Origin of the sequence: Hydrogenophaga sp. 5NK40-0174 (assembly GCF_040372165.1) — a bacterium.
GTDB lineage: Bacteria > Pseudomonadota > Gammaproteobacteria > Burkholderiales > Burkholderiaceae_C > Hydrogenophaga.
This window is the reverse complement of sequence record NZ_BAABWG010000002.1, coordinates 86899-101993: the sequence shown is the minus strand read 5'-3', so window position 1 is coordinate 101993 and position 15095 is coordinate 86899. Positions and strand designations below refer to the sequence as shown.

14 protein-coding genes are annotated in these 15095 nt (G+C 60.3%); 1 reads left to right on the top strand and 13 read right to left on the bottom strand.

The genetic code is table 11. The annotated features are described in order from the left end of the window. Window positions 1-10: 10 nt before the first annotated feature. From ABWV89_RS06135 to ABWV89_RS06120, 4 genes are all read right to left on the bottom strand, one after another. A complete protein-coding gene (locus ABWV89_RS06135; RefSeq protein ID WP_353395279.1) occupies window positions 11-253 on the bottom strand; it encodes a glutaredoxin domain-containing protein in 243 nt (80 codons plus the stop codon). Window positions 254-262: 9 nt separating this feature from the next. Continuing rightward, window positions 263-919: an HAD family hydrolase gene (locus ABWV89_RS06130; RefSeq protein WP_353395277.1), complete on the bottom strand. Its 657-nt coding sequence runs from the start codon at window positions 917-919 to the stop codon at window positions 263-265. A 127-nt stretch (window positions 920-1046) separates the two neighbouring features. Continuing rightward, window positions 1047-1481 (bottom strand): YchJ family protein, encoded by a 435-nt coding sequence (locus tag ABWV89_RS06125; RefSeq protein ID WP_353395275.1) that lies wholly within the window; start codon window positions 1479-1481, stop codon window positions 1047-1049. Continuing rightward, on the bottom strand, window positions 1478-1918 hold the full coding sequence (locus ABWV89_RS06120; protein WP_353395273.1) for a rhodanese-like domain-containing protein: 441 nt from the start codon (window positions 1916-1918) through the stop codon (window positions 1478-1480). The genes ABWV89_RS06125 and ABWV89_RS06120 overlap by 4 nt, the downstream gene beginning before the upstream one ends. 238 nt (window positions 1919-2156) lie before the next feature. Between ABWV89_RS06120 and ABWV89_RS06115 the strand changes: the two genes are divergently transcribed. Further along, window positions 2157-2876, top strand: a complete 720-nt coding sequence (locus tag ABWV89_RS06115) for a glutathione binding-like protein (RefSeq protein ID WP_353395270.1) — start codon at window positions 2157-2159, stop codon at window positions 2874-2876. Window positions 2877-3653: 777 nt separating this feature from the next. On the opposite strand, the gene ABWV89_RS06110 is transcribed toward ABWV89_RS06115, so the two are convergent. From ABWV89_RS06110 to ABWV89_RS06070, 9 genes are all read right to left on the bottom strand, one after another. Next, a complete protein-coding gene (locus ABWV89_RS06110; RefSeq protein ID WP_502903157.1) occupies window positions 3654-5114 on the bottom strand; it encodes a TrkH family potassium uptake protein in 1461 nt (486 codons plus the stop codon). Between the two features lie 35 nt (window positions 5115-5149). Further along, the gene (locus tag ABWV89_RS06105) at window positions 5150-6640 is read right to left on the bottom strand and encodes a TrkH family potassium uptake protein (RefSeq protein WP_353395267.1); all 1491 of its coding nucleotides are present in this window, start codon (window positions 6638-6640) and stop codon (window positions 5150-5152) included. Window positions 6641-6663: 23 nt separating this feature from the next. Beyond that, window positions 6664-8055 carry a Trk system potassium transporter TrkA gene (gene trkA / locus ABWV89_RS06100; RefSeq protein WP_353395265.1) on the bottom strand — a complete coding sequence of 464 codons (1392 nt, stop codon included), beginning with the start codon at window positions 8053-8055 and terminating at the stop codon, window positions 6664-6666. Between the two features lie 42 nt (window positions 8056-8097). Continuing rightward, window positions 8098-9228: an acyl-CoA dehydrogenase family protein gene (locus ABWV89_RS06095; RefSeq protein ID WP_353395263.1), complete on the bottom strand. Its 1131-nt coding sequence runs from the start codon at window positions 9226-9228 to the stop codon at window positions 8098-8100. Window positions 9229-9303: 75 nt separating this feature from the next. Next, window positions 9304-9972 (bottom strand): SDR family oxidoreductase, encoded by a 669-nt coding sequence (locus ABWV89_RS06090; protein WP_353395261.1) that lies wholly within the window; start codon window positions 9970-9972, stop codon window positions 9304-9306. 54 nt (window positions 9973-10026) lie between these two features. Then, the gene (locus tag ABWV89_RS06085) at window positions 10027-11220 is read right to left on the bottom strand and encodes an acetyl-CoA C-acyltransferase (protein ID WP_353395260.1); all 1194 of its coding nucleotides are present in this window, start codon (window positions 11218-11220) and stop codon (window positions 10027-10029) included. A 51-nt stretch (window positions 11221-11271) separates the two neighbouring features. Continuing rightward, window positions 11272-13107: a bifunctional isocitrate dehydrogenase kinase/phosphatase gene (aceK, locus tag ABWV89_RS06080; protein ID WP_353395258.1), complete on the bottom strand. Its 1836-nt coding sequence runs from the start codon at window positions 13105-13107 to the stop codon at window positions 11272-11274. 17 nt (window positions 13108-13124) lie between these two features. After that, window positions 13125-13784: a carbonate dehydratase gene (can, locus tag ABWV89_RS06075; RefSeq protein WP_353395257.1), complete on the bottom strand. Its 660-nt coding sequence runs from the start codon at window positions 13782-13784 to the stop codon at window positions 13125-13127. Between the two features lie 108 nt (window positions 13785-13892). Continuing rightward, a complete protein-coding gene (locus tag ABWV89_RS06070) occupies window positions 13893-15074 on the bottom strand; it encodes an isovaleryl-CoA dehydrogenase (protein WP_353395255.1) in 1182 nt (393 codons plus the stop codon). Window positions 15075-15095 lie beyond the last annotated feature (21 nt).

Genomic DNA, 15095 nt, shown 5'->3' with positions numbered 1-15095 from the left:
AGCGCTGGCCTTACTTCCCGATCTGCGTCAGCGCTGCCTGCAGGCCCGTCAGGCCACCCACGCGCTGATCGTTGATGAAGATCTGTGGCATCTGCCGAACCGACGGACCGCATTTGGCATAGAAGGCCAGGCGCTCTTCTTCGTCGTCAATCCTGACTTCTTCAAAGTCGAGCGATCTCGACTTGAGCAGCATCTTGGCTGAATCGCACTGCGGGCAGGCGGACTTGGAATAGACAACGATTTTCAGGTTCATGGCGGCAGTTTAGCGTGTTGCCATGGCCTGGCTGAGCTCGTCCATGTGGTGAAAAATCCGCGCCACAGGCAGCCCCTCGAATGCCCGCCCATGACCGGCCGGGCAGTAGCCCCACACCGTGGCACCGGCCTCCAACCCGGCACGCACGCCAGTGGCCGTGTCTTCAATCACCAGACAGTTCGCGGGTGCTACGTTCAGGTGCGAAGCCGCAGCCAGGTACACGTCGGGAGCGGGCTTGGAACGTGGCAGGTCATGACCGCTGAAAATGCCCTCGCCAAAATATGGTGACATACCCGCCATCTCGATCTGCATGATGACTTTGGCCTTGTCGGCGCCTGATGCACAAGCGATGCGACCGCTCGTGTGGCGATGCGCAGCTCTCACGGCCTCCAGTGCCCCGTCCATGGCTTTGAGTTCGGCTCGCAGCCGCTGGTCGCGCCGCGCGTAAAACGCTGTCATCCACTCGTCGGTCAGCGGTGTGCCCGTTTCGGCCTCGATGCGCGCGCGCTCGTCGCGCACCGCTTTGCCGATGAAGATGCGCTCGCAGTCGGCCTGGCTCAAGGCCCACCCCGCTTCGTTGAGCATCTGACACAACACGCCGTTGGTGATGGGTTCGCTGTCCACCAGAACGCCGTCGCAATCGAACAGCACCGCTTCAAATTTCATGGATAAATTCAGGCCCTGACCCGCCGGGATGGTTCTTGTGACTGACTTGTTGACTGACTGGAGGTGCTCAGTCTAGCCCAAGACACGAGGCCCGCTCGCCTGCCGAGGCGAAGGCCAAGCGGCGCCCTCAGTCAGTGACGTCGCCGTCAACATAGAGCCAGCGCTCGACGCCGCCTTCGTCCACCTCACGCACGAAGCGGCTGAGTTCTTCCATGCGTTGTGCCTTGCCGCCGCCTTCCCCCGTGGTTTTGTAACGCGCCACAAATCGCACGTCCGCCGTGTGCTCCCCCGTCATGCCATGGTGCTTCACGCTCAGCCCCAGCCAATGCACGTTAGGGTCGGCGTCGACGGATTCAGGGCGTGTGTCCGGATGCCAAGTTTGCATCAGGTAATCATTCAAGCCCAACACATAGGCGCTGTAGCGCGAGCGCATGAGCGACTCGGCATCGGGCGCAGGGACATCACCCCGGTGGTACCTGCCGCAGCAATCTGCCAGTGCAAGCGCACGGTCACTGCGCCCTGCCGTTCTCCCGCAGGGGCACGCTTCGCTGGCGACGCTCATGCCGCCAGAGGGCGGCGTTGTGAGCTGCGGGCCCGGTGAGACTGCAAAGTCTCTGTCGGTGCGCCCGCCTTGGACCAGGCACCAAAGCCGCCGTCCATGTGGGCAACATTGGTCATACCCATGTCTTGCAGCGTCTTGGCGGCCAAGGCACTGCGCCAGCCGGCTCCGCAGTAGAGCACATACTCCTTGCCTTCATCGCCGAAGGCAGGCTTGTAGTACGGGGACTCTGGGTCAAACCAGAACTCAAGCATGCCGCGTGGCGCGAACAGGGACCCAGGAACGGTTCCCTCTCTTTCCAGTTCGCGAATGTCACGGATATCCACCAATTGCAACTTGGGGTCGGCATGCAAGCGAGAACGTACTTGCCCCACGGTGTAGGTGGTGACCTGCGCATTGGCTTCATCCACCAGTGCTTTGAAGCCTTTGGTGATTGGCATGTTCTGCTCCTCTACGTCTCTTTTTTCGTCCAGCCTGGCGCATGTGCTTGGCCCGCAAGCGGCCAGCCTCCACTGGAAGTGGCCGAACCCCAATAGTAGACCTACCATGCTTACAGGAGCCATACCCTTGACCCAGCAAATCGTGCGTACTTTCCCTCAGTGCTAACGTCCTAAACACGTCCTAAACACGAACCCGTAAGGGGTACAACACAGGCTTCACACACAGGAGGTGACTCCCATGGCTGAATCAGATCTTTCTCGCTTCAATATCACGAGCAAATGGCCTGCGCGCCACCCGGACCGACTCCAGCTCTACTCCCTGAACACCCCCAACGGGGTCAAGGCGTCGATCATGCTGGAAGAGACGGGACTGCCCTATGAGCCTCACCTGGTATCGTTTGGTACCAGCGATCAGAACTCTCCGGCGTTTCTCTCACTCAACCCGAACAACAAGATCCCGGCAATTCTTGACCCCCACGGCCCGGACGGCCAGCCGATGACGCTGTTCGAGTCCGGCGCCATCCTGATCTATCTGGCGGACAAGACCGGCATGCTGCTGGCCAAAGACGGTGCCAGGCGGTACGAAACATTGCAATGGCTGATGTTCCAGATGGGCGGCGTGGGGCCCATGTTTGGCCAGCTGGGTTTCTTCCACAAGTTCGCAGGGAAGGAATACGAAGACAAACGCCCGCGTGACCGCTACGCGGCAGAGTCTCGTCGCTTGCTGGGCGTACTCGAAGGCCAGATGGCCAAAGACAACCGCCCCTGGATCATGGGGCAGGACTACACCATCGCCGACATCGCCATCTGGCCTTGGGTGCGTAATCTGGTGGGGTTTTATGACGCTGGTGCGCTGGTGGGGTTTGAGGACTTTCCTCATCTGGCGAGGGTGGTGAAGGCGTTTGAGGCGCGGCCGGCGGTGGAGAGGGGGTTGATGATTCCTTCTGTGCCGAAGTGATGCTTCTTCTTTGCCTTCTCAAGCTGGGGCCAACTCGCTTGTTCGCTTGTTCGCTTGAAGCGTTCTTTCCTTCGATCTTCCTTGTTCTCCCCCCTATCCCCCCAGCCCCCTTTCCACCCCGCCGGGCGGAAAGGGGGAGCTCTCATTTGGCTTCTGGTTTCTGGCTGCGCTTCTACGGCTCGATGCGTCGCCACCGTGGTTTGGGGTACATGCATTTCGCTGAAGCTGTCGTAGGGGCCTCGGCTTTCGTCTTCACGCCCACGGCGCCCATCTGACTTTGCCGCTTTGCGGCTTGTCAGTTAGGCGCTGACTTCGCGCGTCACAAATCTGCTGGAAGTTACTTGTCTCGCCAGCAGCGTGCCAACGAGCCGCGCAGCGGCAAAGTTGGCAGGCGGCCTTGAGCGAACCATGAGCAGGCGAAGTCTCTACGACAGCGATGGAGAAACCGTGGTGAGCCAGGAGCACTGGCAACCTCCCGCCAGTAGCCACCCGTCCAACTCGCAGAAGCCGAATGTTTAAAGGCTCCCCTTTCCGCCCCGGCGGGGGTGGAAAGGGGCGGGGGGGATAGGGGGGGGGAGAAAAGGAGAGATGAAAGAAGAGACGCTCGGAAGTGATGAATGGTAACTACTGGCTGAAATGCCAATACCAACTCCCAAAAGCAAAAAGCCCCTCAAGTGAGGGGCGCAGCATATCCCAGGTTGCGACGGGTCCGGGTTCCCCGGCCCGTGCGCAACGTCCCTCAGTGGGGGACGGCGCAAAGCGCCGCAGGGGGCGTCCTTACTTCCGCCAAAAGGCCCCGGTGAAGAGAACGAGGACAGAGAGCAATTCCAGCCGCCCCAGCAGCATGGCCAGCGACAGCACGGCAATCTGGAATTCGCTGAGCACGCCGTAATTGCTGGCCGGGCCCACCGCCCCCAGGCCAGGGCCGATGTTGTTCACAGTGGCGACCACGGAAGAAAACGCAGTCACGATGTCCATTCCTGTCAGCATCATCACCATGGTCAGAAACATGGTCACGGCACCATAGATCAGCATGAACCCGAAAGTGGCCGTGAGCACGGACACAGGCAGTGTTTGCCCCCCCAGGGTCACCGGGTTGACCACTCGAGGATGGATGATTCGCACCAGCTCACGCCGGGCCTGCTTGACCAGCAAGACCATGCGAACCATCTTGATGCCGCCGCCCGTTGAACCGGCGCAAGAGACAAAGCAGCCCAGGAACATCAGCAACACCGGTGCAAAGACGGGCCAGAGAGCATAGTCCGTCGAGGCGTAACCGGTGGTGGTGGCCAGTGAGAGCACATGAAAGGTGCTCGATCGCAATGCATCCAGCGGGTGCTCGTACACATCGTGACCGATCAGCAAGATGGTGACCAGCCCAATCGACGCCACCAGCACGAGCACATAGGTGAAGATCTCCCTGTCGCGCACGAGCGGCATCAACGAGCGGCTACGAATCACGATGAAATAGCGCAGAAAGTTGATGCCGGCCAGTGCCATGAAGACCGATGCCACGATCTCCACAGCCGCCGAATCAAAATGACCGATGCTCGCGTCATGCGAAGAAAAGCCTCCCAGACCCATGGTGGTACACATGTGCATGAACGCATCCGCCCAACTCATGCCTGCCCACCGGTACGCCAGCAGGCAAGCCGCAGAGAAGCCGAAGTAGACACCCCACAGACCACGCGCGGTCTCGGAAATGCGCGGAGTGAACTTGGCATCCTTCATGGGGCCGGGGGTCTCGGCCTTGTACAGCTGGTACCCTCCCAGGCCCAGCATGGGCAGAACCGCCACCACCAGCAGCATGATGCCCAGGCCACCGACCAGCTGCAAAAAGCAGCGCCACACATTCACCGAAACGGGCAAGTGGTCGAGTCCGCTGAGCGCTGTGGCGCCAGTTGCCGTGAGTGCGCTCATGGCCTCAAAGTAGGCCCTCGTCCAGGTGATGTCAGGCACGGTGAACATCAGCGGAATGGCAGCAAAGGCTGGCAGGATCAGCCAGACCAGATTCACCAGCAAGAAACCGTCCTTGGCCTGCAGCTCCCGCGTGTGTTTGCGCGAAATCAGCCACAAGACCCATCCGGTGATGGCCGTCAGTGCGCCTGCGCCTTCCCAGACATAGCGATAGCGCTCGTGGTCTTCGCTCCAGGCCCAGCCCAGCGGCACCAAAAACACCAAAGAGAAGGCGAACAACACGCGTGCAAACACGTTGAACACCGGCATCCAGGTATACAAAACCGTCGCTCCGTTCTTGATTTTCTATGGGGTGACTACTTTCGCCAGAACCCCGGGGTAAACAGGACGAGGAAGGAGATCATTTCCAGACGACCCAGCAGCATGGCCACGCAACACACCCAGGACTGAAAAGCGCTGAGGCCTGCGTAATTGCCGGCAGGTCCGACTTCGTTCAGGCCCGGTCCCATGTTGTTCACACAGGCTACCACGGCACTGAACGCCGTATCGAACTCCATGTCTGTGAGCAGCAGCACCATTGTCAGTGATGTGATGGTGCCACCATAGATCAGCATGAATCCCAGCACCGACGAGATAGTGGAGCCCTCCACAAGGTGTCCGCCCAATGTCACAGGGATCACAGCCCGCGGGTGGACCAGGCGTTTCATCTCGCGCCGGGCCTGCTTGAACAGGATCACCATCCGGGCCATCTTGATGCCCGCCCCGGTCGAACCTGCGCTGGTGGCCACGCCAGAGAGCATGATCATGAAGATGGGAGCAAACACCGGCCACAAGGTGTAGTCCACCGAGGAAAAACCTGTGGTCGATGCTATGGAGATCACATTGAACAGCGAGACCCGCAATGTCTCCCAAGGGTCATGCATGGTCCCCTTGGCCAGCAGCAATGCAGCCACGGCCACACTGCTCGCGATGAGAAGCCCGATGGTGGCGCGCCATTCTGCATCCTGCCAGACGCGCATCGGCTGACGCTTTGAGAACGCCACAAAGTACAGCGCAAAATTACAACTGGCCAAGGACATGAAGACGATGGCGATCCATTCCAGTGTCGCCGAATTGAAATAGGCGAAGCTCGCGTCGTGCGACGACAGGCCACCCAGGCTCAGGGTCGCAAACATGTGAATCACGGCGTCCAGTGGCGTCATCCCGCCCCACCAGTAAGCCAGCGCGCATGCCATCGACAGGCCCGCGTAGACCGACCACAGCCCCTTGGCCGTCTCGGTGATACGCGGTGTGAGCTTGTTGTCCTTCATGGGGCCGGTGGCCTCGGCGCGAAAGATCAGGCTGCTGCCAGCACCGAGCATGGGCAAGATAGCGACCGCCAACACCAGAATGCCCATACCGCCCAGCCACTGGAGCATGCATCGCCACAGGTTGATCGACCCTGGCAGGGCATCCAGGCCGGTCAGCACCGTCGCCCCCGTCGTCGTCAACCCGGACACCGCCTCAAAATAAGCCTGAGTGAAGGTCAGTGGCATGCCCTGCTGCCGAAAATAGACCAGCAACGGAATCGTGGCGAAGACCGGCAAGAGGGTCCAGGCCAGCCCCACGAGCAAAATGCCGTCCCGATTGTGGAGCTCTATCTTGAAGTACCTCCGACCCAGGCCAAACCGAAACGCGACCCCCGCAAGAAACGTGACCACCATTGCCAGTGGAAAGGCTCGCTCGGCGCCGTCGTGAATGAACAGCGAAACCCCCATCGGAACAGCCATGGTCAACGCAAACACCATCACAATGGCCCCCAGCAACGGCATCACGCGCCGCACCGGAGTCAAATGGGAGCTGGACATGCGCGTCCTGGGCCAGGCCAGAATCAACCGAAGAAGGTTGCGCTCACCGTGAACAGTTTCTCAACTTCTTTCACATGACGCTTGTTCGGGATGAAGATGATGATGTGATCGTCCGTTTCGATCAGGGTATCGTGATGGGGCATCAACACCTCTGAGGCCTTGTCTTTCCCTCGCACGATGGCGCCAATTCGCGCGCCCGGCGGCAAGTCGATTTCCTCAACCCGGCGCCCGACCAGCTTCGACGTTTTCACATCCCCACGAGCAATGCCTTCCAGTGCCTCGGCCGCGCCGTGACGCAAACTGTGCACGGCTGCCACATCGCCGCGCCGCAGGTGTGCCAGCAATTCGCCAATGACGGTTTGCGAAGGCGAGATGGCGATATCGATCGTGCTTCCCTGCATCATGTCCGCGTAGGCACGGCGGTTGATCAGCGCCATCACGCGGTTGGCACCCATTCGCTTGGCCAGCATGGCTGACATGATGTTGTCTTCGTCATCGCTGGTGAGGGACAGGAACATGTCCATCTCGCCCACGTTCTCTTCCAGCAGCAGGTCTTCGTCGGCACCATCACCATGCAGGATCAGCATGCTCGACGGCAACTGGCTGGCCAGATATTCGCAACGCTCGCGGTCCTGTTCGATGATCTTGACTTCACATTGCCCCACCAGGCTGCGTGCCAGGCGCAAACCCACCTTGCCGCCGCCTGCGATCATCACGCGCTGAACCGGCTTGTCCACGTTATGGATGGCACTGAGCACGGCGCGGATCTTGCGCACATCAGCGAGCACAAAAATCTCGTCGCCCGGCAGAATGCGGGTATTCGGCTTGGCTTCCATTTCGGTATCCAGCCGGTAGAGCGCCACCACCCGCATCTCAGCGTGAGGAAAGCGGTCCTTGAGCTCACCAATGGTGTGACCCACCACAGCACCACCTGCCGAGGCGCGCACCACAATCAGGCACGCGCGCTGCTGCGAAAACTCCACCACCTGCAGCGCCTCCGGGAAGCTGATGAGCTGCCGGATGTACTTGGTGACCGACTCTTCCGGACAGATCACGTTGTCGACAGCAAAACCGGATTTGCCCAGCAGCTCGTCGCCTTCATTGAATTCCGGCGAACGCAGGCGTGCCACCGTGGTGGGGACGTTGAACACATCGTGCGCGATCTTGCACACCACCAGGTTGGACTCATCAGAGGCAGCACAGGCAATCATCATGTCAGCATCGCGTGCTCCTGCCTCGCGCAGCACTGACGGCTGAATTCCGTTGCCCACCACACCTCGAAGATCGAGTCGTTCTTCCAGCTGCCGAAGCCGGTGAGGATCCTGGTCAATGACCGTGATGTCGTTTTGTTCGGATACCAGGCTCTCCGCCACGCTCTCGCCGACTCGGCCCGCACCCAGAATGATGATCTTCATGGGGCGAAATCATACGCCTGACCAGAGACCTGCGGGCAGACTTCAGGCGATAGCGCGCTGAATCAGTATTTTCTGCACATCAGACGTACCTTCATAGATCTGGCACACCCGTACATCCCGATAGATGCGTTCCACAGGAAAATCGCTGACATAGCCGTAGCCGCCATGTACCTGAATGGCGTCACTGCACACTTTTTCTGCCATCTCGCTGGCAAACAGCTTGGCCATGGCCGCCTCTTTCAGGCAAGGCTCGCCAGCGTCTCGCAAAGCCGCCGCATGGTGCACCATGGCTCTGGCCACCTCGATTTGTGTGGCCATTTCCGCCAGACGGAAGCCCACCGCCTGATGCTGGAAGATGGGCTGCCCAAAGCTCTCCCGCTCCTTGGCGTATTGCAAGGCGCATTCGTAGGCGCTGCGCGCCATGCCGACACTCTGCGCCGCAATGCCAATGCGCCCGCCTTCCAGTGCGGAAAGTGCGATCTTGTAGCCCTCGCCTTCCTCACCGATGCGAAAGCGTGCCGGAATGCGACAGTTGTCGAACCGGATTTGCGCCGTATCGCTGGAATGTTGGCCCAGCTTGTCTTCCAGACGGTCGACGACATAGCCAGTGTTCTCGGTGGGCACCAGAAACGCACTCATACCGCGCTTGCCTGCGGCCTTGTCTGTCACGGCAATCACAATGGCCACGTCGCCGTTTTGCCCACTGGTGATGAACTGCTTGGTCCCGTTGATGACGTATTCACCGCCGTCGAGCACAGCGGTGGTGCGAAGCGCGGAAGCGTCAGACCCGACATGCGGCTCGGTCAGGCAGAAAGCACCCAGCAGCTTGCCTTGCGCCAACGGACGCAGCCATTCCTCCTGCTGCTCCGAGCTGCCGTAACGCATGAGAATGGCGTTGACCGGGCAGTTGGTCACAGAGATGACAGTGCTCGTGCCACCGTCACCTGCCGCGATTTCCTCCAGCACCACTGCCAGCGTCACGTAGTCCAGCCCCGCACCGCCCAGTGCTTCCGGCACGCAAATGCCATAGGCACCCAACTCGGCCAGGCCTTTGTGCACGTCCTTGGGAAAAGTGTGGTGCTTGTCCCATTCGGCTGCCTTGGGCCAGAGTTGCTCTTGTGCGAACGCGCGCACCGCATCGCGAACCATTTTTTGATCTTCATTGAGCAGCATGGCTGTCCCTTGTCTCCGGTATCTGTTCAGTGATTCGTTGATTGATTCGTCGTTTGGCCACTGTCGATTGGCCGACTACCAGGTGCTGGCGGCTTGCCCGTCGTGATGGAAGAGGCCGCCACTGTCTTGCAGCGTCAGTCCCGCAATCGTCTTGCGCAAACCGCTTACGCTCTCCTCGACAGACAGCGACGCACCTTCTCCGCCCATGTCCGTGCGAACCCAGCCTGGGTCCAGCGCCACCATGCAAGCCTTGGGGTAGTCAAACCGCGCGCTGGCCACAGCCATGTTCACTGCCGCCTTGCTTACCCGGTACAACCAGCCATCGCTGCCCGGCACATTCCCGATCTGGCTCATGCTGCTGGAGAAGGCGCCAAACACGCCTCCGGCCTCTTCCACCATGGGCATCACCTGCGGAATCGCTTGCATCAGACCCATCACATTGGTGTGCATGACACGATCAAACGCATCCCGGGTCGGCGGGATGGTCGCCGGGTCGCCCACCAGTGCGCCAGCCACATACAGCGCCACATCAAGGGATTCGCCGTCCAGGTGCCAGCTCAGCCCGCTGATGCTCGCCGGACTGGCCACGTCAACCTTCAACACCTTGGCGCCCATTTCTGCCAGGCGTGCGAGATCGTCATCTTGGCGGGCGGTAGCGATGACGCTATCGCCTGCGTCCAGATATTGGCGCACCAGTTCCAGGCCAATGCCACGAGATGCACCAATGATCAACACATGACTCATCTGACCGCCTATATCCGAAGGTAGTTCGATAGGTGGGGTGTGCTGGATGGCGAGTCAGATCAACTCAACCGCCATCGCCGTGGCTTCACCGCCACCGATGCACAGGGTTGCCACGCCCTTCTTTCCGCCACGCGCCTTCAGTGCATAGAGCAGCGTCACCAGGATGCGTGCGCCCGACGCCCCGATGGGGTGGCCCAAGGCACAGGCGCCGCCGTTGACGTTGAGCTTGTCGTGGTCGACCTTCAGGTCGGCCATGAGCGCCATGGGCACCACTGCAAAGGCCTCATTCACCTCCCACAGGTCCACATCAGCGACCGACCAGCCGGTCTTCTTCAGCAGCTTCTCGGTGGCGAACACTGGCGCGGTGGTGAACCAGTTCGGCTCTTGCGCATGGGTGCTGTGCCCCACGATGCGGGCCAGAGGCTGGCACCCTTTGGCTTTGGCAGTCGACTCGCGCATCAGTACCAGCGCGGCAGCACCATCGTTGATGGAAGAACTGGAGGCCGCGGTGATGGTGCCCCCGTCCTTCTTGAAAGCGGTACGCAACGTCGGGATCTTCTCGACATTGATCTTGCCCGGTCCTTCGTCAACCGACACCACACGATCACCTTTGCGCTCCTTGACCGTGACGGGGGTAATTTCAGCAGAGAAGCTGCCGTTCTCGCTCGCCGCCTTGGCGCGGTTCACCGATGCGATGGCGAACGCGTCCTGCTGCTCACGCGTGAACTGGTACTTGGCCGCACAGTCTTCGCCAAAAGTGCCCATCGACCGGCCCGGCTCGTAGGCATCTTCCAGGCCGTCGAGCATCATGTGATCAAAGATGCGGTCGTGTCCCATGCGGTAGCCATTGCGACCTTTGAGCATGAGGTAAGGGGCATTGGTCATGCTCTCCATGCCCCCTGCCACCATCACTTCTGCGCTACCAGCCAACAGCATGTCGTGCGCCAGCATGGTGGCCTTCATGCCCGACCCACACATCTTGGACATGGTCACCGCACCTGCAGACAGCGGCAAGCCACCCTTGAGCGCCGCCTGACGCGCTGGCGCCTGACCTTGCCCTGCCATCAGACAGTTGCCGAACAGCACCTCTTCCACATCCGCCGGCGCAACGCCTGCACGTTCCACCGCGGCCGCAATGGCCGCGCCCCCAAGGTCGTGTGCAGCCAGCGCAGAGAAGTCGCCATTGAAGGCGCCCATGGGTGTGCGCGCAGCGCCAACGATGACGATGGGGTCCTGGGGGGTGCTCATGAAAGATCTCCTTGGGTGGTGGTATGAAAGAGCGCAGGACGGCCTTCGGCCTCAGTCCATCAGGTTTTCACCTGCGTGGACGTGAAAGCGCCGCTCCTGCTCGTAAGGGAACACGTCGTGCACATGGCCCAACGCGATGCGTTCTTTGTGTGCTTGCCAGAAGTCGATGTCCAGCAGGTCCGCGTGATGTTCCATGAACACCTTGCGCACCTTGGGGTTGCCCAGCAGGAAAGGCCCAAAGGTTTCGGGAAACACGTCATGTGGTCCGACCGAATACCAGATCTCGCCCGACATCTCGTCTTCTTCGTTTCGCGGTGGAGGCACGCGACGGAAGTTGCAATCGGTGATGTACTCGATCTCGTCGTAGTCGTAGAACACCACCTTGCCGTGCCGGGTGATGCCAAAGTTCTTCCACAACATGTCGCCTGGAAAGATGTTGGCCGCCACCAGGTCCTTGAGGGCGTTGCCGTACTCCACCACTGCATGCTCCAGCTGATTCGTGGCTCGCTTGAGCGCTTTGTCCGACGACCCCGAGCTCTGCAAGGTGTCAAACGCCTCCTGGAGGTAAATGTTGAGCGGAATCATGCGCCGCTCGATGTACACATGCTTGAGCAACACCTCGGGCTCGCCGTCACCGTCAATATCGGTGATCTGGATCTGGCTTGGCGCGAATTTCTGGATCTCGTCAATCAGCTCTTGCGTGAACCGCTTGAGCGGCGCCCCCACCACGGAGAACTCCAACGTATCGGCCATGCGTCCCACACGATCGTGCTGCTTCACCAGCAGGTACTTGTCGCGGATCTGTTCGCGCGTCGTGTCTTTTTGCGGTGGGTAGTAGTCCTTGATGACCTTGAACACGAACGGGAAGCTGGGCAAGTCAAACACCAGCATGACCATGCCCTTGATGCCAGGGGCAATGCGGAACTTGTCCGTGGAATGGCGCATGTGCGCCAGAAAGTCGCGGTAAAAAAGCGTCTTGCCCTGCTTGGCCAGACCCAGCGCGTTGTAGAACTCGGCGCGCGGCTTGCGCGGCATCAGGCTGCGCAGGAACTGCACGTAGGCACTCGGGATCTCCATGTCCACCATGAAGTAGGCCCGCGCAAACGAGAACAGCATCAGCAGGTCGTCTTCGCCAAACAGTGCAGCGTCGACGACCAGCATGCCTTCGCCGTTGAAGAGAATCGGCAGAGCAAACGGCACTTCCTGGAAACCGTTGATGATCTTGCCGACGATGTACGCGCCCTTGTTCCGGAAGAACAGACTGGAGAGCACCTGGATCTGGAAGTTGGCCCGCAAGCGGCTGTTGTCGAAGTTGTCCTTCATGGCTTCGAGCACATAGCTTGCGTCGCGCCCCAGGTTTTCGAACGGCACCCGCAGATCGAAGTCCTGAATGAGACGCAGCACCTCTTCCGCCATGGTCTCGTCGGTCGGGTAGTAGCAGCGGTACGTCGGTTGCGCGCCGGGCGCGTCGTCCTCGATGTACTCCGTCGACACCGCGGGGCGCACAAAGATGAAGTCGTTGAGGAAGTAGGCGCGCTGCAGAATCTTGGTGGAGACCGAGTTGAAGAAGGTCTCGGCCAATTCTGGCTGATGGTGGTTCACCAGCAAACCGATGTACAGCAGCTTGACCTGGTTCCACACCTCAATCGGCTGCTCGTCGGCCTTGAACTCCTTGAGCAGGCGCTTGGTGCATTCCTTGACGCGCAGGTCATAGAACTCGATACGCTCGCGTTGTGCGCGCTGCTGCCCCGCCCAGTCGCGGGTTTCAAACCGATGCTTGGCCCGCTGAGATTCGGTGCGGAACAGCCGGTAGTGGCGGTTGAAGCCATCCATCATCGCCTTGGCGATGTCGAAGGCGATAGCGGAGTCCAGTTTCTGGGGGAACATGGTCGGGTCTCCTCGCTTCAAACGACATCGCGCGGATAGCGCTTGAGAGCATTGCGGAACTGCTCCATCACTTCCTCCGGCCGGCTCATGCTCACACCCATGTCTTTGACCAGGCCGTCCTTGAGGCCGTAGCACCAGCCATGCACCGTGAGCTTTTGCCCCCGGCGCCATGCATCCTGCACGGTGTTGGTCAGCGCAACATTGCCCACCTGCTCAATCACATTCATCTCGCACAGCACATCCTCCTGGGCCGCCACGGGCAGATGATCCAGGCGTCGGCGATGGCGCATCTTGACGTCGTGGACATGACGCAGCCAGTTGTCCGCCAGTCCCACCCGGGTGCCGCGCAATGTCGCCAGCACACCACCGCAACCATAGTGGCCCACGACCAGAATGTGCTCCACCTTCAGGTGGTCTACCGCGAACTGGATCACCGACAGCGCATTCAGGTCGGAATGCACCACGACGTTGGCCACGTTGCGATGGACAAAAACCTCGCCTGGCTCGAGATCCGTGATCTGGTTGGCCGGCACACGGCTGTCCGAGCAGCCGATCCACAGGTACTTGGGCGACTGCTGCTGGGCCAGGCCGGCAAAGAAGCCTGGGCGCTCCAGCTCCATTTTCGCGGCCCAGCGTTTGTTGGCGTCGATGAGGTGTTTGAGAGATGAATTGGTCATGCCCGAATGTTACCTGTGCCAAGCCGCTGGCAGGCTGACGGACCGGAGATATACCCGGCAACGGCAAACCTGCGCTGTTGACACGCACCAGGTCACACGATCCACAGGTCAGCAGGTCTCTGCAAACAGCTCGCGGCCAATCAGCATGCGCCGAATTTCACTGGTGCCCGCGCCAATCTCGTACAACTTGGCGTCCCGCCACAGGCGGCCCAGCGGGTATTCGTTGATATAGCCGTTGCCACCAAAGATCTGGACGCCCTCGCCCGCCATCCAGGTGGCTTTCTCTGCACACCACAGAATCACCGAGGCGCAATCCTTGCGCACCTGGCGAACATGATCTGTGCCTAGCATGTCCAGGTTTTTGCCAATCGTGTAGCAGAACGAACGCCCTGCCTGCAGAACCGTGTACATGTCAGCCACTTTGCCCTGGATCAGCTGGAACTCGCCAATGCTCTGGCCAAACTGCTTGCGGTCATGGATGTAGGGCACCACGTTGTCCATCACCGACTGCATGATGCCGATCGGGCCGGCGGCCAGCACGGCGCGCTCATAGTCCAGGCCGCTCATCAGCACTTTGGCCCCCATGTTCAGGCCGCCCAGGATGTTTTCGGCCGGTACTTCCACGTTCTCGAAAACCAGCTCACCGGTGTGGCTGCCGCGCATGCCCAGCTTGTCCAGCTTCTGCGCAACGGAAAAGCCCTTCATGCCCTTTTCAATCAGGAAGGCTGTCACGCCACGGGCACCCAGCTCGGGTTCGGTCTTGGCGTACACCACCAGGGTGTCGGCGTCCGGGCCGTTCGTGATCCAGAACTTGCTGCCATTGAGCAGGTAGTAGCCGCCTTTATCCTCGGCCTTGAGCTTCATGCTGATCACGTCCGAGCCAGCGTTGGGTTCGCTCATGGCCAGCGCGCCCACATGCTCGCCGCTGATGAGTTTGGGCAGGTATTTGGCCTTTTGAGCTTCAGAACCGTTTCGGTTGATCTGATTCACGCACAGGTTGCTGTGGGCCCCGTAGGACAAGCCAACCGAGGCACTCGCCCGACTGATTTCTTCCATCGCCACCATATGGGCCAGGTAACCCATGTCAGCGCCGCCATGGGCTTCTGGCACGGTGATACCCAGCACACCCAATGCCCCCATCTTCTCCCACAAGTCCATGGGGAACTGGTCGTCATGGTCGATCTCGGCCGCACGCGGCGCGATCTCGGCCTGTGCAAAGTCGCGCACCGCGTCGCGCAGCGCGTCGATGTCTTCGCCCAACTGGAAGTTCAGGCCTGGCAATTCGGTCATGGATTGGCTCCTTGTTCTGTC

What these genes read in the sequence shown, in the direction of transcription:
- can (WP_353395257.1), bottom strand. Translation starts at nt 13,784, where the DNA reads ATGACCAATTCATCTCTCAAACACCTCATCGACGCCAACAAACGCTGG.
- ABWV89_RS06095 (WP_353395263.1), bottom strand. Translation starts at nt 9,228, where the DNA reads ATGCTGCTCAATGAAGATCAAAAAATGGTTCGCGATGCGGTGCGCGCG.
- ABWV89_RS06070 (WP_353395255.1), bottom strand. Translation starts at nt 15,074, where the DNA reads ATGACCGAATTGCCAGGCCTGAACTTCCAGTTGGGCGAAGACATCGAC.
- ABWV89_RS06115 (WP_353395270.1), top strand. Translation starts at nt 2,157, where the DNA reads ATGGCTGAATCAGATCTTTCTCGCTTCAATATCACGAGCAAATGGCCT.
- ABWV89_RS06090 (WP_353395261.1), bottom strand. Translation starts at nt 9,972, where the DNA reads ATGAGTCATGTGTTGATCATTGGTGCATCTCGTGGCATTGGCCTGGAA.
- ABWV89_RS06085 (WP_353395260.1), bottom strand. Translation starts at nt 11,220, where the DNA reads ATGAGCACCCCCCAGGACCCCATCGTCATCGTTGGCGCTGCGCGCACA.
- trkA (WP_353395265.1), bottom strand. Translation starts at nt 8,055, where the DNA reads ATGAAGATCATCATTCTGGGTGCGGGCCGAGTCGGCGAGAGCGTGGCG.
- ABWV89_RS06135 (WP_353395279.1), bottom strand. Translation starts at nt 253, where the DNA reads ATGAACCTGAAAATCGTTGTCTATTCCAAGTCCGCCTGCCCGCAGTGC.
- ABWV89_RS06105 (WP_353395267.1), bottom strand. Translation starts at nt 6,640, where the DNA reads ATGTCCAGCTCCCATTTGACTCCGGTGCGGCGCGTGATGCCGTTGCTG.
- ABWV89_RS06130 (WP_353395277.1), bottom strand. Translation starts at nt 919, where the DNA reads ATGAAATTTGAAGCGGTGCTGTTCGATTGCGACGGCGTTCTGGTGGAC.
- ABWV89_RS06125 (WP_353395275.1), bottom strand. Translation starts at nt 1,481, where the DNA reads ATGAGCGTCGCCAGCGAAGCGTGCCCCTGCGGGAGAACGGCAGGGCGC.
- ABWV89_RS06120 (WP_353395273.1), bottom strand. Translation starts at nt 1,918, where the DNA reads ATGCCAATCACCAAAGGCTTCAAAGCACTGGTGGATGAAGCCAATGCG.
- aceK (WP_353395258.1), bottom strand. Translation starts at nt 13,107, where the DNA reads ATGTTCCCCCAGAAACTGGACTCCGCTATCGCCTTCGACATCGCCAAG.